13 protein-coding genes are annotated in these 22,771 nt (G+C 47.7%); all 13 read left to right on the top strand.

What is annotated here, in order from left to right; genetic code table 11:
- The first annotated feature begins 19 nt into the window (after nt 1–19).
- The 13 genes from H6786_02700 (at nt 20) to H6786_02640 (ending at nt 22,771) form a co-directional block, all read left to right on the top strand.
- Nucleotides 20–1,978 carry a hypothetical protein gene (locus H6786_02700; GenBank protein MCB9816284.1) on the top strand — a complete coding sequence of 653 codons (1,959 nt, stop codon included), beginning with the start codon at nt 20–22 and terminating at the stop codon, nt 1,976–1,978.
- Nucleotides 1,979–2,054: 76 nt separating this feature from the next.
- On the top strand, nt 2,055–3,140 hold the full coding sequence (locus H6786_02695) for a hypothetical protein (GenBank protein MCB9816283.1): 1,086 nt from the start codon (nt 2,055–2,057) through the stop codon (nt 3,138–3,140).
- A 59-nt stretch (nt 3,141–3,199) separates the two neighbouring features.
- Entirely contained in the window at nt 3,200–3,931 is a 732-nt protein-coding gene (locus tag H6786_02690) for a class I SAM-dependent methyltransferase (GenBank protein MCB9816282.1), read from the top strand.
- 114 nt (nt 3,932–4,045) lie between these two features.
- Entirely contained in the window at nt 4,046–6,271 is a 2,226-nt protein-coding gene (locus H6786_02685) for an O-antigen ligase family protein (protein ID MCB9816281.1), read from the top strand.
- Between the two features lie 3 nt (nt 6,272–6,274).
- A complete protein-coding gene (locus H6786_02680; GenBank protein MCB9816280.1) occupies nt 6,275–7,357 on the top strand; it encodes a UDP-N-acetylmuramate dehydrogenase in 1,083 nt (360 codons plus the stop codon).
- 203 nt (nt 7,358–7,560) lie between these two features.
- Nucleotides 7,561–7,785, top strand: coding sequence for a hypothetical protein (locus H6786_02675; protein MCB9816279.1), 225 nt, complete (start codon nt 7,561–7,563; stop codon nt 7,783–7,785).
- A 106-nt stretch (nt 7,786–7,891) separates the two neighbouring features.
- Entirely contained in the window at nt 7,892–10,414 is a 2,523-nt protein-coding gene (secA, locus tag H6786_02670) for a preprotein translocase subunit SecA (protein MCB9816278.1), read from the top strand.
- A gap of 85 nt (nt 10,415–10,499) precedes the next feature.
- Nucleotides 10,500–10,877, top strand: coding sequence for a phage holin family protein (locus H6786_02665; GenBank protein ID MCB9816277.1), 378 nt, complete (start codon nt 10,500–10,502; stop codon nt 10,875–10,877).
- Between the two features lie 146 nt (nt 10,878–11,023).
- A complete protein-coding gene (gene obgE, locus H6786_02660) occupies nt 11,024–11,992 on the top strand; it encodes a GTPase ObgE (protein MCB9816276.1) in 969 nt (322 codons plus the stop codon).
- Nucleotides 11,993–12,082: 90 nt separating this feature from the next.
- Complete coding sequence (gatB, locus tag H6786_02655; GenBank protein MCB9816275.1) at nt 12,083–13,492, top strand: Asp-tRNA(Asn)/Glu-tRNA(Gln) amidotransferase subunit GatB; 1,410 nt, start codon at nt 12,083–12,085, stop codon at nt 13,490–13,492.
- A gap of 78 nt (nt 13,493–13,570) precedes the next feature.
- Complete coding sequence (locus H6786_02650) at nt 13,571–14,623, top strand: hypothetical protein (GenBank protein ID MCB9816274.1); 1,053 nt, start codon at nt 13,571–13,573, stop codon at nt 14,621–14,623.
- A gap of 79 nt (nt 14,624–14,702) precedes the next feature.
- Nucleotides 14,703–15,446 (top strand): hypothetical protein, encoded by a 744-nt coding sequence (locus tag H6786_02645; GenBank protein MCB9816273.1) that lies wholly within the window; start codon nt 14,703–14,705, stop codon nt 15,444–15,446.
- Between the two features lie 2 nt (nt 15,447–15,448).
- Nucleotides 15,449–22,771, top strand: a complete 7,323-nt coding sequence (locus H6786_02640) for a right-handed parallel beta-helix repeat-containing protein (GenBank protein ID MCB9816272.1) — start codon at nt 15,449–15,451, stop codon at nt 22,769–22,771.

The raw sequence follows: 22,771 nt of genomic DNA, 5'->3' as shown, positions 1-22,771 counted from the left end.
TACTAAATACAATATGTTGATGTGCAACGTATCAAAGACTCCAGGTGTATACCTCGGAGTGTTGTTATTTTTATTAACTTTTCTGTTCAGTACACACAGCGCTTTTGCTGAGGTAAAGACGGTGAGGATTTACGGAAGTGAAGGGGATGGGGATGTTAAAACTTCTCCATATCCTGGAACTTGGGATAATCAGCACGACGATGTGGTGGGAAGGGCTGCGGACTATACTGATGAAACAATCTACTTCAAGTCAGGATCATTTTACACCCCTACAGATTATCTCGGTATAGTTAGAGCATTTACTGTGTTTGATACCTCTGAGATTCCTGATGGTGCAGAAATCCTAAGTGCGAATCTGAATCTGTACATACAGTCTGTTAAAGATGAGTTTAATGATGAGTACGCTTATTTTTCTGTATTCGAAGGAAGACAAGCGTCGCCATTTGAAATCGTGAATTCAGATATTGATAATTGTGGAAATGCAATTACAAATCCTTCTAAAGGATCTGATGACTTTGATCTTACCTATTTGCCTGAAGGTGAATATGTGGTCATAGACTTAAACTCTACTGGCTTGGATTGGATTTCAGATTCAGGTTTTACCAAGCTCTGTTTGCGCGAAGGACACGACATTGAGAATGTAGAAACAGTAAAGAATGTTTACACAGGCACTTGGGGCGAATCATGGGTTTATTTCGCAGGGTCAGAAGCCTCGGGCACCAGTACCGATCCGTACCTAGAAGTTACCTACGAATACGAGCCAGAGCCGGTGTCTGAGTATCCACTGTACACGCAGATTATTTCCGACAATCCTTCGGTGTCTGAGACCGCAAGCTGGGCTAATGAAGTGTATGCAAATGGTGCGGGGCAGACTGGAACATATCCATGTGGTCTGACAATCGCTGATTGTGGCTGTGCTATCACCTCACTGGTCATGGCAGGTAGATACGCAGGTATCGAAGAGGATGTTGCGCATGGTGATGTGAATCCAAAGAACATCAATGAATATCTAGATGAGGTTGGCGGATACACCAGTAATGGTTCGGTGGTGTGGCTGGCTGCACAGGCGTATCTTGGAGAGGTTGTCGGTGGTCAGATCACGTCGCGTTTCAGTACACCTGAATTCACTTCAGACATGGGAGACGTGGCAGCTGCGCTTGAGGAGGAAGATAGAATCGTGCTTGGGTTTGATAGTGGACACTTTGTCTGGGTGACCGAGAAGACTGTAGATGGGTATTTGCTCAACGATCCAGTTTGGTACCTGACTGAGACAGCTGATGATGTCGTAGAAAGTGATTCTGAGTATGTCCGAAATTACGACAATACGTTTGATGATGCCCGTATCTTTACCGTACATGACGAACCAGTGCTGCTGGGAAATGGAGTAGAGGCGTATCTTTCCGGCACTGCAGAATTGTTGTACCGAAACACGTCTGATGAAGTGGTGGGGTATGTCGACGGAGATACGATCGTTGATCTCGCTGGCGCTTGGTACGCAGAAGAGGGAGTTATCTCACTAGTAGGTGCTGGTGGTACTGGGAAACACCTGCTGGTGCCAGGGACTGAAGATTCATTCAGTATTGAAGTGATCGGCACTGGACTCGGTGAGTACGAGGTAGAATTTTTTGTGCTAACTGCCGAGGGGGAAATGCTGACCTATCATTTCTCTGGATATACATTCCCAGGGGTGAGTACGACATTTGTATTTGATCTTGATTCGGGTGGAGTGGCTGAAGAATCGATCACGTATGAGCAGTTCTTGATCATTATGGATGCGGTCATTGGTGATGATCTCACATCACAACAGCGTGCATTTTTCGAGAAGTGGGCAGCGAAGATCTTCGATGCAATGGAAGCCAAGACCGTGTCGCAGGCGCTACAGGCGATCGAGACTTTCGGGAAGTTGCTGATCGCAAAGAAGGTTGATAGTCCGATACTACTTTCAGTGCTTGATAAGTTGTCGGCACAGGTGGAGTAGGTGAAGAAGGGTGATGTAAAAAGCCGGCGCCGAAGGCGCCGGCTTTTTACGTACCTTGAGTGATACAATACGTTCTATGAACAATAGCTATTTCTTCATTATTTTAGGAAGTATTTTGGTCGTATGCAGCGCGGTGGTGTTGCTCTTTTCTAGTTTGGGGAGGGAAGAAGATCAGGTGGTCCTAGAAGACACCGTTCTTATGTCGGAAGCAATTGTGCCAGAGATGGAACCTCTTCCAACAGTGATTGTTGAAGAAGAATCGCCAGAGGAATCCCCATTGATACCGTTGCTGCGAGCGGAGGTACAAGGTGCTGGTATTGATGTGTTTGTGGTTAATGGTGGTCGTTCTACGGCCGGACGAGATTCTCGAACAGGTGAAGTGCTACGAGTGAAAGATGTGCTGTATCGAGAGGTGTCTGAAGATTTAAAAGAAATTAAAGTGTTTGGGTTGTCTGGATACAGCCGTACACTTGAGGTGTTTGTAGTGGGTCTTGATGATACTGAGTATGCATTCGCAGGGACGTATCTGGATGATTCTGGTGAAATACATGATTTTTCGTACACAGCGGCCACGTCTGAACAATCTGTCGATATCTATGTATTTAATTTCTCTGATGGTTCGATACAGGTGACACACAAAAAGTATGATAGTCCTGCTCCGTATGATATGGAGAAGTATGTCGAAGGTTGTGATACAAAGGCGCTTGAATTTGACCTATTGCACCTTTTGGAAAAGCAAGGCTGGAGCACTGATGAGTTTCCAGTAGAAGATATCGTGGTGACCAGAGAAGAGAAGTATTTTGACGATACACTTCCTTTACCATTTGGCGTAGAAGGTACCTGTGTCGTCTCAATACGATTTGTTGAGGAATTTCAAAACGAGCTCCCACAAAAGAGTAATCGAAGTTTGTTTATTGGTGACATCAAGCCATCTGAGTTAACGGTGGAAGTAGGAGGGGAGAAGTTTGCTCCACAGCTGGCGGATGGTCCAATGAGCACGAAGGTCGCGATACCGATTGCGACTGATGATGACGGTTTGCGTTGGCTTGAATTGTCTAGTGGTACGAGTGTGATCCCGATCAATTTCCCAACATATTATGTTTGTCTGTGTGCAAATACGTATGAAGCAAAGTTGACCGAGGTGATGTATCCGGAAGAGTAAGGTTTTCAGGGCGGCAGCGAAGCTGCCGCCCTCTACCGAGTAATGCTACAATGTCTCACATGAAAATGCTGAAAGAACAATTCATCGAGTACGTGATCGAGGAGGAGATCAGGCGCGCCGGCGAAGCCGGCGCGCCTCGAGTGATGGATCTCGGGTGTGGTACTGCGGCATACATGCCGTCTATTTTGAAGAAGTATCCAGATCTGCAGTACGTCGGAGTTGAGCCGATTCCGGCTTCGTACGAGGCGGCCAAGAAAAACTTGGCAGGACTCAGTAATGCGACACTGCACTTCAAGCTGGGATATGACTCAATTCCTGATGAGGCTGAAGCGTCTTTCGATCTGGTGTTTTCACTTAGTGCGCTAGAGCACATCAAGGAGCTCGGTCGCTTCATTGCTATGAGTGCCAAGTATCTCAAAAGCGGCGGTACGCTCATGCATCGCTACGACCTTGGGCATGCCTTGTATCCGCACACACTTAAGGAGCGATTGCATGTATTTCTTGGTAACACAGTGCCAGGCATTTTGCCGCAGCGACAGTTTGTGCGCTATGTACCCGAAAGTGAAGTGCGTGCATTGTATGAGCAAAACGAGGTGACACCGACCAAGACCACATACCACCAAATGCCGAATCATAAGAGTCTCGAGAAACTCCTGCGGGATACGAGTTCTACTGCGATCGATGAATTGTTTGCCTGGGAGATGAAACATCAGCCTGAATTTGCTGGGCTAGACACCAGGCAGAAGGAGAAGCTTTTTCCAGCCGTGGCGGTGTGGGGGAAGAAGCGATAGGGAAGAGAAAAGCTGGGCGGGCCCCTTTGGGGCCCGCCCGGCTTTTCTATACCTCCCGTTTTTGTCCTCGTCTAGGGATTCGAGCTACTCCCAGCATGGTATAGTGGCAGCCATATGAAAGATGTTTTGAAAGCGGTGGTACTCGTTGGATTGTTCGCGGTACCGTTTCTCACGCTCTACGTTGAGAATGATTACTTTTTTCCATTTATTACTGGTAAGAACTTCTGGTTCAGAATTCTGGTCGATGTAACCTTCGCGGCCTGGATCTTACTCGCGTGTTACGAGATCAAGTATCGTCCTCGAATCTCAGGCATTGTTTGGAGCTTCGGCATTCTCCTCATTGTGATGTTTTTTGCCAATCTCTTTGGTCAACACCCAAGTTCAAGCTTCTGGAGCAACTTCGAACGAATGGACGGCTACGTTTCGCTCGTACACACCTTCCTGTACATGCTCGTACTCGGCAGCATGTTGCAGACCAAGCAGCATTGGAATTATCTGCTCAATACCTCACTCGCTGTTGCGTTTGCAGTGGCCTTCTACGGTCTGGCACAGTATGGAGGCTTGATCGATGGTAGTAGTCGTATCGACAGTCGTCTTGGTAATGCGGCATACATGGCGATCTACATGCTCTTCCACATCTTTATCGCCTTTTGGCTGTTTGTCGAATCTCGTTCAACACAGCTTAAATTGCTGTATGGTTTTTTGGCTGCCATGTTCACGTTCGTACTCATTGAGACTGGTACTCGTGGTACTGCGATCGGTCTTGCGGTCGGTGTGTTCACGATGTCAGCGTATATTGGTATTTTTGGTACACAGTTCAAACAGTACCGAAAGTATGCGATCGGTGGTGTGGCACTGCTTGTGATTGCTGCATCAGCTTTCATTTTGGGTCGTGATACACAGTTTGTACAGAACAGTCCAAACCTCGCTCGTATCGCCAACATCTCTCTCGACGATCTCCGCATCCGTAGCATCATCTGGGGTGTTGCATGGGAAGGGGTGAAAGAAGAACCACTGCTTGGTTATGGTCAAAGTAACTTCAATTACGTCTTCAATAAGTATTACGACCCACGTCTCTACGCTCAGGAACAATGGTTCGACCGGGCTCACAACATCTTCATGGACTGGTTGATCACCGGTGGTATTCTCGGTCTCTTGGCATATCTCAGCATCTTCGTGTGGTGTATCTGGTACTTGTTTGTGCGACCGCTCATACATCCTGAAGATGAGACATTTGATGTGATGGAGCGAGGAGTGTTGCTCGGTATTCTTGCTGGATACTTCACACACAACTTGGTAGTGTTTGATAACATTGTCAGCTACATTTTCTTCGCGATCATTCTTGCGCTCATCACGTCACGAGTTGGCAATATCCCTGAGAAGGTGGCAAATATAAAAGTCGACAACATGATCCTGACTCAGTTTGCAACGCCGCTCGTTGTTGTCGCACTGATCGTTGGTATCTACAAGTTTCACTTGCCAGGTATGCATGCTGCCGCTGACGTGATCGATGGGTTCCAGGCAGCAGACCCTGTTAAGCGGCTGGATGCATTTGAACGCGCTGTCGATCGAAATTCTTTTGCTCACCAAGAGATCACTGAGCAGTTGGCGCAGCAGACGATCAGCGTGGCACGTAATCCGCAGATACCAGAAGAGGTGCGAGCGCAGTATGCTGCCTACACCGAAGAACAACTCATGCGACTTGAGACCGAAAAGCCTGGTGACGCACGTATTGAGGTCTTTATCGGTAGTTACTATCGTGCCACTAATCAGCTTGATAAAGCGGCAGAACATATGGCCTTAGCGCGACAGTATTCGCCACTGAAGCAGGCGATCATTCAGCAGCAGGGATTCGTCGCGCTGACACAGGCAAAGAATGATGAAGCAGTGTCGTACTTCAAAGAAGCCTACGAACTAGATGAACGAAATCTGCAGGCGCGTGAATTCTATGCGGCGGCACTCTTCCAAGTCGGCGCAACCTCGACCGCTGCTGCACTTATGCAGAGTGATAACGATGAGGTCGATCAAAATCGCCTCATGATGCAGTTTGCTAAAAGTGATTTCTTGATCAGTTCAGCCAACCAGGCGGGGCAGTATGATTTTGTAGCAAAACTATTTGAGTATCGTTTAGCAACAGACCCAGCCACGGGACTCAAGTGGGTGGAAGATCCACAAAACTGGGCAACTTTAGCATTCTTGTACTATCAGCAGGATATGGGTGAAAAAGCGATTGAAACACTCAACACAGCAGCAGAGCGATTGCCGGAGTTTGCTCCAACTGCACAGTGTTTTGCAGAAAATATTGCTGGTGGACGTGATCCGCAGGAAGGCTGTCAATAACACATGAAGCTTGACGTTTCATACAACGTACCGCTTGCACCGCTCACCACACTTGGGGTGGGCGGTCTTGCGCAGCACTTCGTTCATTTGACTGACGAGCAACAGCTTCCACTCATTGCTGAATACGCTAAAGACGCAGAGCTTGATGTCTGCGTGCTTGGTGGCGGATCGAATGTTCTCGTGTCTGATAGTGTGATCGAACGGTTGGTGGTGAAGAACGAACTCAGAGGGATCACGGCCGCGGCCGACGGTGACACTGTGTTGGTGACTGCAGCGGCAGGTGAGAGTTGGGATAGTTTCGTTGAGGACACCGTCGGCCGCGGCCTGGCTGGCCTCGAGAATCTCTCTGGTATCCCTGGTACAGTTGGTGCTGCACCAATTCAGAATATCAATGCCTACGGTGCGTCTGCTGCGACAACGATTGATTCGGTGCAAGTATTTGACTGGAAGACGAGCGAGTTTATAACCGTAACTGCAGGTGAATGTGCCTTTGGGTATCGCGATAGTATCTTCAAGCAGCCGGCCGGCGCCAGTCTTATTGTGGCTGCCGTCACCTTTCGTCTGGCGCCGGCCGGCAAGGCTGACTTTACCTACCGCAGTGCTTCACAAAGTATTGAGCGCTATTTAGCAGAGAAAGACATAGCCACACCGACCATCGCCGATGTGCGTGAGGCTGTGCTTAACGTCAGAAGCAATATCGGCATGCTGCCCGGACAATTTCGTTCAGCAGGATCATTTTTCAAAAACACTATTGTCAGTACGGAAGTATTTGAATCAGTTCAACGTGTTGTTGTGAAAAAGTTTTCTGAGAAAGATGCTGCCTTTAGTCCATGGCACTGGGAATTACCTGATGGCCAAGTGAAGATCTCGACAGCGTTTTTGATGGAGTGTTCGCCGTACAATAAGCAGACATATGGAGAGCGACGCGATGCATATGTTGGTCTTTCACCAAAGCACTCACTCTCGATCGTGACTGAAGAGGGTGCGACAGCTGCAGATGTCCATTCATTTGTAGAGAAGATCGTGTCTGCGATCAGTGATGAATTTGGAATTACGATTGAATCTGAAGTGAACATGATCGACTAGTGAAAGTGAAAACGCACAAAAAATTTTTAAAAAATTTTTTGTGCGTTTTCATTATCCACAAATTTTTTTCATAAAAAGAATTGTGTAACGTCGAAGAACGCGCAATAATATTGATAAGCAAAAATCTTCTCTTGGGATGTTCTTTGAAAAAGTGAGAAGGTATTGCGGTCGAGTTTTATTCATACCCTATCTCTCATCACGCTATGCCAGCAAAGAAAAAGGTTGCTAAGAAGTCAACCAAGAAAGTTGCTAAGAAGGCTGTTCGAAAGGTGGCAAAGAAGGCAGTAAAGAAGACAGCAAAGAAGGCTGTTAAGAAGACTGCAAAGAAGGCTACTAAGAAGAAGGCGGTAAAGAAGACTGCAAAGAAGGCAGTAAAGAAGACCGCAAAGAAAAAGGCAGCAAAGAAGACAACTCGTCGAAAAAAGTAGTATCACCGGAGGTGACTCGTCGCCTCCAAGTACGACTTATTGCATAATCGCCCGAAAGGGCGATTTTGCTTTATATTTAGCCAGATTGCGCTATACTACGCCCATTATGTCATTTTTGGATAGATTTTTTGGGCCTACGTACGAGAAGGAATTGAAGCAGATCAAACCTCTTGTAACAGCGATCAATGAGTTTGAAACTGAGATCGCTGCGTTGTCAGACGACCACCTCGTTGAACGCCTTGCTGCGTGTAAAGAGCGTGTACAAAGTGGTGAGTCTCTCGATGATGTACTTGCTGAAGTGTTCGCACTGGTGCGTGAGTCTGCGAAGCGTACTTTGAGTATGCGTCATTATGATGTGCAGCTTATTGGTGGTGTGATCTTGCATCGCGGCAAGATCACTGAGATGCGTACGGGTGAAGGTAAAACACTCGTGGCTACATTGCCAGCCACACTTAATGCACTCACCGGCAAGGGTGTGCATGTAGTTACAGTTAACGACTACCTTGCGCGGCGTGACGCAGTTTGGATGGGTCAGGTGTATGCGAAGCTTGGTTTGTCAGTTGGTGTGATCAATCACGAGGCGTCATACCTCTATGACCCAGGTCACGTAGAGAAGGATGGGGAGCGTGATGAAAAGGGGTCGTTCAAAGTGGTCTATGATTTCTTGCGACCTTGTGAGCGGCAGGATGCGTACGCTGCCGATATCACCTACGGTACCAATAGCGAGTTCGGGTTTGATTACCTACGAGATAATATTGAGTACGAAGCAGACCGACTCCGACAGCCGTATCACTCATATGCGATCGTGGACGAGATCGACTCGATTTTGATCGACGAAGCTCGTACACCGCTCATCATTTCTGCACCAGCTGCTGACAACGAAAATCTCTATCCAACCTTTGCAGCTATTGCTACGAAACTTACCGCAGAAGAGCATTTCACCGTAGATGAAAAACATAAGAGTGCGACACTTACCGACGCCGGTATTGAAGCGGCGGAGAAGATGCTCGGTGTCGACAATATCTATACCGATAAAGGACTCAAGTACGTCCACCACCTTGAGACAGCGGTCCGCGCCAAGGCACTGTTTACGAAAGACAAAGAGTACGTGGTTCGCGATGGGGAAGTCGTGATCGTGGACGAATTCACGGGCCGTTTACAGCCAGGACGGCGTTGGTCTGAAGGCCTTCATCAAGCGGTTGAAGCCAAGGAAGGTGTTGCGATCCAGAAGGAGTCAAAGACCTTTGCATCTATTACATATCAGAACTACTTCCGTATGTACGACAAGTTGTCTGGCATGACCGGTACAGCCCTGACGTCGCAGGAAGAATTCTTCACCGTGTACAATTTGGAGGTTATTCCAGTACCTACCAACCGCGATGTACAGCGTATCGACCAGCAGGATCTGATCTACCAGAATGAAGCAGGTAAGTTCAAAGCTATCATTGATAAGGTGAAAGAAGTGCATAAGACTGGCCAGCCGATCTTGATCGGTACTGCGTCTATTGAATCAAATGAACGCCTCTCTACAGCCCTTACACAGGCTGGTATTGAACATCAAATGCTTAATGCAAAGAATCATGAGCATGAAGGAGAGATCATTGCTGCAGCTGGTCGGAAGGGTGCGGTGACCCTTGCTACCAACATGGCTGGTCGTGGTGTTGACATTAAGCTTGGTGGTCCAGAGGCGACCAAGGAGCAGTCTGAAGAGATCAAGCAGCTTGGTGGACTCTTTGTGCTTGGTACAGAGCGACATGAGGCACGTCGCATCGACAATCAGCTCCGTGGTCGTTCAGGTCGTCAGGGGGATCCTGGTGAGACGCAGTTCTTCGTGTCGATGGATGACTCATTGATGCGCGTCTTCGGTGGTGATCGAGTAAAAAGCTTGATGGGCACCTTCAAGATCCCAGAAGACCAGCCGATCCAGATGAAGATGATCAGCAATACATTAGAAAGCGCACAGACGAAGATCGAAGGTTTTCACTTTGATTCTCGAAAGCAGATCCTTGCATACGATGATGTGCTGAACTTACAGCGTCAGGTTATCTACGCACGTCGACGCCGCTTGCTTGAAGCCGATCCAGAAGAAGTTGAAACTGTGGTGCGAGAGTTAACCGAAGCCTTTCCTGAGACAGTAGAAGTGATTGAAGCAAAGAAGGCGGAGTTTGGTGAGGAGGTGTTTATGGATCTGTTCCGTCGTATGGTGCTGCAGATGATCGATATGCTTTGGGTTGAACACCTTGAGGTGATGGGGTACACCAGATCAAGTGTGTCACTTCGTGCGTATGGTCAACGAGATCCGCTTATTGAGTACCGCAAGGAAGGGAACCGTCTCTTCAAAGAGATGCAAGAAGTACTCTATGTGCGTATCGCTGAGGTATTGCCACGAGTACAACCACAGGTGATCGCAAAGGAAGAAGAGCAGCGCAAGCACGAGGCTGAGGTTGCACAAGCCGCTGCAGGAGAGACAGTTGAGAGTAAGACAAGGAAACGAGCGCCGGTAGTCAGCCAAAAAACATACGGACGAAATGATCTAGTGACGATCACTAACGGCTCCGAGACTGAAGAGGTGAAGTATAAAAAAGCCGAACCGTTACTGCAGCAAGGTTGGGGTATTGTAGAAAAGTAGAGTAAGTCAGAAGCGGATGAATACAACGGGCGGGCCCTTCGGGCCCGCCCTTTGTATTCACAGTAGTCCAAGGTACAATAATGACATGACGCTTATTCTAAGACTACTTTTCAATGCATTAGGCCTACTCCTCATTGCTAGATATGTTGATGGTATCACCGTTAATGGTGTATACCCCGCGATCATTGCTGCAGTTGTCCTAGGTCTACTCAATCTGATCATCCGTCCGGTTTTACTTATCCTGACACTACCTATCACCATTCTTACCCTAGGGTTGTTTGCTTTCGTTATCAATGCGCTACTATTCATGTTTGCGGCCTCTATACTCGATGATTTCAAGGTCGACAGTTTCTGGTATGCCCTCATAGGTTCGCTGCTTATGAGTATTGTAAGTGCGGTGGGTAATCGCTGGATCAACCAAGAGTCTACCAAGAAGACGATTGAATACCGGGAAGTAGAGTAGTTTCGAGGCTTATAGCATGTGCAAAACCACCAGTTAGCTGGTGGTTTTTAAGCGCTAGTGTTCATACCGAAACTTGTCTGTGTTACCTAGACAAACTCGTAATACTATTGCGATTTATCCATTTCTGAGGTAGTGTTCTCACACATATGTTTGTCGACGAACTGACAATTCATGCAAAAGCAGGCAACGGCGGAAACGGCGTTGTTCGTTGGCGTCACGAAAAATTTAAGCCACTAGCTGGCCCCGCTGGCGGTGATGGTGGCCGCGGCGGCGATGTGTATGTTCGTGCAGTTAAAGATCTGAACCGACTCTCAAAGTATACCGGACACAAGTTGTTTGCTGCTGAAAATGGCGAAGCGGGAACCAATCAGAGTAAAGCTGGCCGGAATGGTTCTGATATCTACATAGATATCCCGGTAGGCTCACGAGTAACCGATGTTGAACGACGTCGTGTATTTGAGGTGTCAGAGGTAGGTGAGACAGTTCGCGTCCTAAAGGGTGGTGGTGGTGGACTTGGCAACGAATACTTCAAGTCCTCAATTAACCGAGCACCCGAACAATCTACTGGCGGTAAACAGGGAGAAGCAGGAGAGTTTCTCATCGAAGTTTCCTTGATGGTGGATGTTGGTTTAATTGGTGTACCGAATGCGGGGAAGTCTACATTACTCAATACACTAACTAATGCGCACTCACGTATTGGCGCATATCCTTTCACGACAGTAGAACCACACCTCGGTGATCTTTACGGATTTACGATAGCAGACATTCCAGGTCTCATCGAGGGGGCTGCCGCAGGGAAGGGGCTTGGACATAAGTTTTTGCGACATGTTTCTCGTACAAAAATGCTTCTCCACCTTGTTTCCCTTGAGGATGAGAATCCTGAAAAACAGTATTACACCATTTTAGAAGAACTGTCCGAGTACAGTAAAGAACTTGTAGAGAAGGAAGAATGGATTATTCTAACTAAAAAAGACCTTGTAAATAAAGATCATATTGAAAAGTCTTACAAAGCTCTTGCCAAAACCAAGAAACGTGTCTTTGTTGTAAGCGAATCTGATCCTGATTCATTAAAGAATCTGCAAGATGAACTGGTGAAACATCTCCGCTCACTGTAGTTGTGCGCTGAATTAGCACAGCTTGTTTCTCGCAGGGTTGCGTCGTACAATGATTCACGTTTTTAGCGAGTAATTTTTATAACATTTATCATGTCCTACACCCCGACGATTGGTCTTGAAGTTCACGCTGAACTAAAGACAGCAAGCAAAATGTTTTGTGGTTGTAAAAACGAGCCACATGGTTCTGATCCGAATACACATATATGTCCAGTTTGTCTTGCTCACCCAGGCACATTGCCAACTCCAAATGAGGAGGCTATCAAGAAAGTGCTCATGTTTGGTCAGGCAGTCCGTGCAACAGCTGCCACTTACTCAGAGTTCGATAGAAAAAATTATTTCTATCCAGACATTCCAAAAGCCTACCAGATCAGTCAGTACGCCTTTCCGTTTCTTTCCGGAGGCGAGCTGTCTGGTGTCACACTGACTCGCGTCCATCTTGAAGAAGATACTGCACGCAGTCAACACGACAAGGGAGAGGGGAGTGTTGTTGACTTCAATCGCTCAGGAGTTCCACTTATGGAGTTGGTAACAGAGCCGGTCATCCATGATGCTGAGACAGCTGGAAATTTTGCGCGAGAGTTACAACTTCTACTACGGACACTCGGTATATCTGATGCAAATATGGAGCGCGGTGAAATGCGTGTCGAAGCAAATATCTCTGTTAGTAAGACTGATGAGTTTGGGACAAAAGTTGAAGTGAAAAATCTCAACTCATTTAAGTCTGTAGAGGGTGCCATCGAGTTTGAGATCAAACGACAGATAGAACTTCTTGAAAATGGTGGGCAGGTAGTTCAAGAAACTCGCGGCTGGGATGAACAGAAGACTCGCACATTTTCGCAGCGCTCCAAGGAAACAGCTAAAGACTATAGATACTTCCCAGATCCAGATATTCCAAAGATTGATGTCTCTAGAAATGAGTCATTTAGTGAAACTCGTTTATCCGAGATAATTCCTAAATTACCTTTAGAAAAAAGGACAGATTATAAAAATCTCGGATTGGCGAGTGATACGATTGAGCTTCTGATATCAAATCCAGTCCTCGATCCGTATTTTGCAGATATTGTTTCGTCAACCAGATTGTCCGCAGAGATATTGAAGCTTTCAGGTAACTATCTGACCTCTGACGTTACTGCACTGCTCAGTGAGGAGGAGTATCGCTTGTCTGACCTCGATGTTGAACATTTCGTTGCTTTGATGCAGATGCTCTCTGAGGGTAAGATCGGGTCGAGGGTAGCAAAGGATATGCTCCCTGAATTATTTGGATCAGACAAGTCTCCTCTTGAGATCGCAGAAGGAAAAGGTCTGCTGCAGGTATCAGATGAGAGTTCTTTGAGGGCTCTTGTTAAGGAGATCGTCACTGAGAATGAGTCTGTTGTGGAAGAGTACCGAAATGGTAAGGATGCTGCTTTGCAATTCTTGTTGGGTCAAGGTATGAAGAAGACAAAGGGGTCTGCAAATCCAGCAGTCTTGAGAGAGCTTTTAATTCAAGAATTAAAATAAGGTTTTCTCGGTTAAACGATAAGTAATGCACTTCTTCTGGGGGTGCATTTTGCTTTTCTCTGTTAGAATGTACTTGTTATGGAGACTGTAGTTTTTGATGGAGTTGCCTACATTAAAGCTTCGCATGCTGCGAAGGAATTTAAGTATACTTCAGACTACATTGGCCAGCTCTGCCGTGCGAAAAAGATTGACGCTCGTTTAGTTGGGCGGACGTGGTTTGTAAATCCAGAATCGCTAGTTGAACACAAAAGAAACAGACATTCACAATTAGTGAAAAAGGATCGAGAAGAGCAAAAACAAGATATAGCTAGTAAAACAAAGATACATCGGAAAAGTGTCCCGGCTGTTCTTACTCCAAAAACGGTTAAAGTATCTAAGACGACTGTAAACAAAATGGGACAGCGAGAACGTTCGTTGGCTGTAGCCTATGAGCCAGATGAAGAAGCATTGCTTCCTAGTCTCACGAGAAAAGTCCCCAAACCACCTAGAAGAATTCGCATTGAGCATGCTAATGCAACTCGAATTCATATCGCAGCTGAGAAAACAACCTCAGTGTTTGCAGCTGATCCATTGCCTGAAGTGTCTCTGTCGGGTTCTCTTACAGTTACAGACTACCCTGACGTCGATGAGAATGAAGAGGAGAGTCTTAGTGATGAAGAAAATGTGCTTAATAATAAGGTTATCTCGGATGAAGTTGCACTCGTAAAGCCAAAGGTAAAAAGAGTCACGGTTGTTGAGATTGCTGGAAAACGAAAGCAAAAAGTAAACATCGTCGCTGATTTTGCTGACAAGAAAACAGTTTTGAGTACAGATTTTGAAAAAAAGATTGAAAAAGCAACTATTTCAGCGAAAAGGATAGAATCTCCACTACAGCCAGATAAGAAATCTCGAGCGAAAGCAGGTCTACAATCGACTATTTCATCTTTTGCACCACAAATGGTTCAGCAAGCCGCTGCCATGAAGGAAATGCCGCTTATGGTATTGATCTCTCCTCTGATCGCCTCAGTGCTCGCTTTGGTGTGTGTTACCGTTTTGTTCTCAGCGAGTTCACAAGTGATCGTCGCTGACACAGTGTATGAATCTCAGGTTGTGTTGCAGGTTGCAAATCTCCTGCAAGTCTTGCAACCGTAGTACATTTTTTACATAAAACTTATTCACAGTCAGTTCAGAAAAAATACCGATTTAACTTTATAATTAAAGTTAAATCGGTATGTCCAGTGCATTAGAAATTGACGGAAAGCAGTTGTATCCAATCAAGGATATTGCAGACCTTGTCACATACTCACGAGACTACATCACTCGCCTTGCACGCGAGCAAAAAATTGTTGCCACTTATGTGGGCCGACAGTGGTACGTTGATCTAAACTCTCTCAAGTCGTATGTCGATACAATTAATGCCGAACAAGAAATTCGCAAGAAGCAACTTCGTCTTGAACGCAAACGGGAGCGAGAGCTTCGAGCAGTAGCGGAACAGCAGAATACTCTACAGCTCAAGCGAGTGCAGTCACTGCATGCTCGTTCACTCTCAGTGGCGACATTCGTTTTGCTCGTCGGACTCTTCAGCGGATACGTTGTCTACGAGCATGACATGCTCAGTTCACGGCTGATCAAGACTCCGGTAGTAAGTACGCAAGTTGCTCAGGCTCCACAACCTGTGCGCACCACTGTGTCTGATCAGTCAAACGGTCCAGTGAGCGATATGGGAGCTGTCGTGGTTGCAGTGCCTACCTCTTCAGTGCATTCGTTTTCGGCTGACCCAACGCACGGTATTTTACTCATGCCACAAGGAACCAGTAGTGCCTCTGCGACCGTCGATATGTTGTTTTCAGATACGGTAGAGATCTACGAGCTGAGCGATGGTACGCAGGTAGCAGCAAAGGTCGACGAGTCAGGTCGAGTGGTTGGTGCGTTAGTACCGTTGATAGAAGTGCCGGTTAATGTTCGTAAATGGTAAGTATGGCGGCGCGAAACATTACAACTAAACTTGCTTTCTTGCTACTCCTCTCCTTTGGTGTCAGTCTTTTAGGTTGGACGTCTACGGTACACGCTGAACCAAATCCGAACATCAACTACCAAGGAAAGCTTACCGATGCTACTGGCGCGACGGTGTCAGACGGTACATACAACATGCGTTTTTGGTTGTTGCAGAATACCAGTCAGGCTACCACGTCAGCAGTGTGGACCGAGGAACGACTTGTTGGTTCTAGTGAAGGTGTACAGGTTACCAACGGTCTCTTCAGTGTAATGCTCGGCAGTACTTCACCACTTACTAGTGTTGACTTCAACCAAGATCTCTACCTCGGTGTTGAGATCGGTGGTACTGGCGGTTCACCAAGTTGGGATGGGGAAATGAGTCCTCGCAAGCCGCTCGGCACTGTGCCAGCAGCGTTTGAGTCATACAAGCTTGGTGGTGTTGCGTCGTCTAGTTTTGTACGTTCCGACCAATCAGATACGATCGCTGCTACTGACACAAACACACTTTTGACCATTAACCAGTCAGGTACTGGTGACATTCTGAACTTACTTGATGGTGGTACAGAAGTGTTCACTGTTACGGATAATGGCTACGTTGGACTTGGTGCGACGTCAGTTAGATTACTTACCGTGTCTAGCACGACAAATGCAGGTGGTCGCTTCATCGATGAAACTAACAGTGTGACCGTAGATGTTCGTAGTGAAGACTTCCAAGGCTTCATGGGAACTGTCTCAGCTCATGACCTTCGTCTTATCACCAATAACGCATCTCGAATGACTATTGCAAGCGGTGGGTACGTTGGTATCGGCACTACTTCACCAACGACACTTCTTACTGTAGGCTCGTCAACCATCAGTAGCATTGCGTCTGGTAATCGATACAACAGTGCATTCATCAGTGGTGATCTTGAGGTGGACGGTACGATCTATGATGCGACTTGGAACGGTGCGGCTATTGGTGATTCGTATCTCACCAAGACCGGAGACTGGACCGGTACCCTTGATGGCTACGAAGCAGCAGCGTTCCTGAGTGGTGGCTTCAGTACTTCGAGTGCATACTACTTTGCACAAAATGCACTGCAGCTTGGTCAGCTCTCAGATGTCTCTACTACCAGCATTGCCACCAACGACGTTCTCTATTGGAATGGTTCAAGTTGGGTTACGACAGGCACTTCATCTTGGAATGGTGACACCATGGTGGTAGTTGCGGCAAGCGATTCTCCAGCGAGTCAGAAGGCACACGCAGATTATGTTGCAGACGGTACTGATGACGAAGTTGAGATCCAACAGGCTCTTGATTCGTTGTCGGCGAGTGGGGGTATGGTGCACCTCCTTCCGGGTACATTCACTCTTGGTACAACCAGTTTTTCGAATCGTGGTATTAATTTTGCAACATCCTCAGTAGCATTGGTTGGTTCTGGCAAGAGCACTGTTTTGCAGCTCAGGAACAGTTTCAATGCGACCTACTACATGTTCTACGCAACTGGTGTGACAGATATCACAGTGCGTGATATGACGCTCGACTTGAATAAAACCGGGCAGACTACTGGTACCCAGCACGGTATTCACTTTGCTGGCACAGCAAGTTCGACGATCACTGGTCTATCGATTAAAGATGGACGAGGTTCCGGTATCCGCCTCTATACTAGTACCCGAGGAAACCAGATTACGAACAACATGATTTCCGGATTCAGCAACTACGGTATTGATGCTGATACGGTCTATCACACCATTTTTGCAAATAATACTATTCATGATAACTCTTGGGAGGGAATCACATTTTATCTTGGTGGATACAACACTGTTACTGGCAACATCTTTCGTGACATGGGTAACCAAGGTGTTCTTTTCTACAATGGTGATTACAACCTAGTCACCGGTAACGTCTTTGAGAGCAGTAACCGAGGAATTTATTTTGAAAACGGATCAAGTAACAACACCGTCACCGGAAACACCTTCCAAAACAACACAACAGTAGGTGTGTTCGTTGAGAATAGTTCTGATAACTTAGTGAGCGGTAACAATTTCATAAACAACAATAATGGAGGTGCGACCGGAACGGGAGTTATCGTCAGCAGTAACTCTGATCGAAACCTCATCACCGGTAACCGGATCGTGAGTGCGGCCGGGACTGGACGAGCGATTGATATCCAATCTTCGACCGCAAACGATAACGTTATTGCAAATAATACACACTCAGGCACTGGAGCACTGTCTGTCCGTGACTTAGGTACCGGAACGATGTTCGATCAGTTTGATCGCCGCACACTCACAACGCCAACCACCCGCACACACGACCTCTTCAGCATCACCGGCTCAACCTCAGCTACGAGTACCTCGATCACTCAGCTCGGTACTGGTGACATCCTTACTCTAGACAACGCGACTGGTCGCGTTTTCACGGTTGGTAACGACGGCACTCTCACTGTGAGTGGTCTCACCAGCGGCCTCCTCACCGCCGATGCTAACGGAGTCCTCTCAACTACCACCGTTGCTTCTTCAAGCCTGGCTGCTTCCAACTGGGTCAATGGCTATGTCCTTCAAGCTTCAAGCACCGCAGCTGGTGGCTTCGACTGGGTCTCAACCACCACCCTTGGTTTCTCAGCCGGCGCCTCCGCCCTCGAAGACCTCTCTGATGTCGCCGCAATGACCGAAAACTACGGTGACCTCTTATATTGGAATGGTTCAGCCTGGGCAGACATTGCTACCTCAAGCCTTGGCTTAGGTAATGGTACCTTCCTTGGTCTTTCTGATACTCCAGGTTCATATACCACCAACGCTATCCCATACGTCTCTGGTTCAGCCCTGGCCTTTGATTCAACCTTTGTGTATGACGGAACCAACCTTGGACTTGGTACAGCTTCACCAGGAGCAATGCTTGATATCTTTGGTACCTCAAACGCACTGCGACTTTCGTATGATGGGTCTAATTACAGTGAGCTTAGTGTGAATGCGAGTGGAGACTTGAGTATCAGTTCAACCGGAGGGACTGGTTCTACTATTACATTTGGAACAGGTCTGGCTGAAGATCTGGCTGCACTGTTTGATGGTTCTGCAGTCGACTTCTACCTCGGCCTCGACGACACCGACGACACCTTCAAGATCGGTACTGGTTCTACAGTGGGCACCAACGGTCTCCTCACCCTCACCAGTGCAACCACCACCATCGAGAACATCCTTTATGTCTCAACCACCACTGCCACCTCAACCTTCGCCAACGGCATCAAGCTTGAGGGTGGTTGTTTCCAAGATGCTTCTGGCTCATGTATCAAATCAGCCGGTGACACCGCCGTAGTCGTCGCTGCTGCAGACAGTCCAGCGAATGAGAAAGCGTATGCAGACTATACGGCGGATGGGACCGCTGATGAAGCGACCATTCAGGCAGCGATTGATTACGTTGCTGGTAACGGCGGCGGCGAAGTCCGGCTGCTCGCGGGAAATTACGCGGTCGGTACGACCACCTACGCCACCAGCGTGATCACCTTGGCTTCCTCTACCAGTCTGATTGGACAGGGAAGCAGCACAGTTCTCACACTTGATGCGAATACCGCCAACACGGTCGCTATGATTCTGGCAACGTCGAGCAATCACGTGCGCGTGGCTGGTCTGCACCTTGAAGGTAATCTAAGTAATAACACCGCCAGTGATGATCAGTATGGTATCTGGTTTAGTAATACCAGCTCGTCTTCGATTGCGCATGTCATCGCAAATGATTTTCAAAATGCTGGTGTGTACTTGTCGTATGCCAACGGTAATACTGTGGAGCAGGTCACTGCCGGTGGTAATGAAAACTTGGGTATTTATCTCGTCTCAAGTTCAAACAACACTGTTGCGAACAGTTTCATTAATAGTGATGACGCGGCTGGGATTGGTATCGGGTTGCTCACTAGCTCAAATGAAAACGTTGTGCAAGGGAACTTGGTTGAGGATAGTGTGTACGGTGTTTACTTAGACGAGAGTTCGGACAACATGGTTGTGGGCAATCAAGTCAATAGTAATAGTAGTTACAACGTTCTTGTTAACTCAAACTCAAACAACAACATTATTACCAGCAACCAGATGAATAGTGGTAGCGGGCATGGTTTGTATTTGGGAACAGCAAGTGTCGAAAACCACGTCTCCAACAACCAGGTTTATGGTAATGGTAGTTACGGTATTGAAATTGGTCTAAACGCGAGTCGAAACATTATTTCAGACAACACCGTTGCCGGGAACCCTGAAGGTATCGTGACGGGGCAGGGGGCAACAGACAACAGTATTATTGGTAACCAAATCGCCACCAATAGTGTGTATGGTATTCGGGTTTCTTGGTCGAGTGATCGTACTCTTGTGTCTGGTAATGTCCTTATTGCGAATGGTGGTGGCGGAAATGCCAGCATCTTTCTTGATGATATTGGCGGTGTTGCGCCAGATGACGTTCTCATTTCTGGTAACAGTATTAGGGCCACCGGTACCGCTGCATTGATCGAGATCGAGACGGTAAACTCCGAACACACCGTCATTGTGGGCAATACCTACATCAACCCCGACACCACCACCTACGTCAGTGATGCAGGTACCGACACCCGCTACAACGAATGGGACCGCACTACCATCACCACCGACGACGAACGTGCATACAACCTCTTCAGCATCACCGGCTCAACCTCTGCTACGAGCACCTCGATCACTCAGCTCGGTACTGGTGACATCCTCACGCTCGATAACGCGAGTGGGCGAGTACTCACGGTCGACAATAGTGGATTCGTTGGCATCGGTACCTCATCCCCAAGCGCTAAACTCTCAGTCGCTGGTGACACCTGGCTTGATTCAAACGTGATCTCATTCGCTTCTTCTTCAGCGAGTGACCTTCTTCTCCAGTACTTCACCAACGCTACCAGTACTATTAAAGACAGTACTGCGTTTGCGTTCACCATCGCTACCTCATCATCAGCCTCACCGATCTTCCGTATCGATACTGATGGTACCTATCCAAAGATCGCTCTCACCGGTGACTTCGAAGTCGCTAATGGTGCGATCTCATATGATAGTGCGACCAACCAGACCACGATTGAGAATCTCGCACTGGGTAACATGACGTTTGCGGATGATGCGGGAATCGTCTCGTGGACTGACATGGGAGTCACGACTGCGTCTGCAACCGGTACGGTCATGAGCTACTCGGCAAGTCTTGACGGTACGCCACTTCTTACTGTCTTTGGTCGCGCTGATGGTCAGGGAGGTATTGGCAGTACTTCGGTCAGTATTGGTAGCACCACTCCAAGCGCGAAGCTTACTCTTGAAAGCACCGACTTTGATGGTGCAGGAGTGATCGGATTCGATCAGTACTTGCAGACTACTAACTCTGTTGAAGATGCGGTGCAGTATGGTAACCGCTTTTACCTTACAGCTTCAAATACCGCGACCACCACACTCGTTGGTAGTATGATCCGGGTACAAGATAGTACAGACTACGCAAATACTGTGCGTGGTCTTGAAGTGCAGGCACACCGCGGTATCAATACGTACGGTGAAAACACCGCACTTTCAGGCTTCGCTCGTACCTTTGGTGTACGCGGTGTAACAACTGGCGATGCGGGAGCAACCTACGAGCCAGCGGGTGGGTACTTCGAAACAGAAGGTACTACTCAAGGTAACGCGATTCGCGGCTACTCAGACACGATCACGACCGCTACGCTTTTGAGTCTCTTCCAGAGCTCGAGTGATTTCGAAGGTACTGGTCTTGAGATGAACTTCGGTAATGGTACGGGTGGCTCATTCTCATCGTCGACCTCAAAGTATCTTGATTTCCGAAACGCAAACAACCCTGTATTCACGGTGTCTGCATTCGGTACCACGACGATCGGTCGTAACGATGGCTCGACTGCAAACTTGGCTGGTCTCCAGATCCCATTTGGTGGTATCTGTGTCGATTACGATGGTGAGTGTACTGCATCTACAAGCGGTAAGATCTCAGCACGTGATTACGATACCGGCAACTCTGACTTGGCAGAAACATACTTCTCAAGCGCTGCGCTCGAGACGGGTGAGGTGGTAACGCTCGCTGGTGAACTCTCGATCGAACGAGCCAATCGAGATAGCGTTCTACCGATCCTCGGTGTGGTTTCTACTAAGCCGGGTATCACCCTCGGTGCCGACGATGTGTCACTCACTGAAGGAGAGACGCGGTATCCAGTTGCGCTTACTGGACGTGTGCCAGTAAAGCTTTCGACTGAAAACGGACCGATCAAGAAGGGTGATCAGCTTATGCTCTCAAGCCTGCCAGGTATTGCAATGAAGGCAACTGGCACTGGAGCGACTATCGGTATCGCACTTGAAGACTTCGATGATGAGCGTATGTACAGTGAGACATACATCAATCAGTTTGGCGATGACATGATCGATCCAGTGTTCGAGCCTATCTTCACTGAATACGATCCACGTATTGATGATGGTTGTTACTTCGGTGGTGGCTCAGCGCTTGGTGAGGACCCGTGTGTACCACTAAACGCCACCACGACAGAAGGACGCATCGAAGAAGCTAATGACATCATTGAGCGTGAATCTGTCGCTGAAGCACTCCAAGCACTTCGCGAGACTGAAAGTGAAACGATCGATCTTGATCGAAATACTGAGGTGAAGGTTGGTCAGATCGTAATGTTTGTCGATCGTGGTTTCCGTTGGGTTGATGATGCTCAGCTTGCTGGTATCCAGGCGCTTATGGGCACTAGCAGCATTGAAGTGGTCGGTGATAATGAGGATGAAACTATCTTCGACCGTTTGGTTGCTCTCGCAAATCGCTTCGTGGATGGCGTGCTCTCAGTCTTCACGCTTAAGGCAGATCGCGTTGAGATCGCTAATGAACTCTGTGTCGACGGTGTGTGTGTGACTGCGGATGATCTCCGCCTCTTGCTCGATGTGCAGGCTGCAACAACTGATACAAGCAGCACTAACAACACTGGCTCAGCTGGTGGCAGCACCAATACTGACAGCAACACCTCGGGTGGACAGACTCAGGGGGGAAATGCTGGTACTGAGCCTGATGACACCGCCAGTTCGACTGATCAAACCGCAAGTAGTACAAACGAAACCGTTCCAGATACTACAGAAGAACAAGACGCTGCAACGAGTTCCCCGGAGACAGTAGAAGAACCTACGACTGAACCGACGATCGAAGAAATGCCAGAAGAGCCGCCGGTCGAGCCAATAGTAGAAGAGGAGAGTGAAGAGTCTGAATTGCCGGCCGAAGACCCAGAACCAACCCCGGAACCACCAGCTGAGGAACCGGCAAGTCCAGTAGATTCAGCTCCAGAACCAACAACGTAG

This window comes from Candidatus Nomurabacteria bacterium, from assembly GCA_020632075.1.
Classification (GTDB): domain Bacteria; phylum Patescibacteriota; class Minisyncoccia; order Phycocordibacterales; family UBA918; genus OLB19.
The sequence above is the reverse complement of the archived record's forward strand: the minus strand, read 5'-3'. Positions and strand labels throughout refer to the sequence as shown.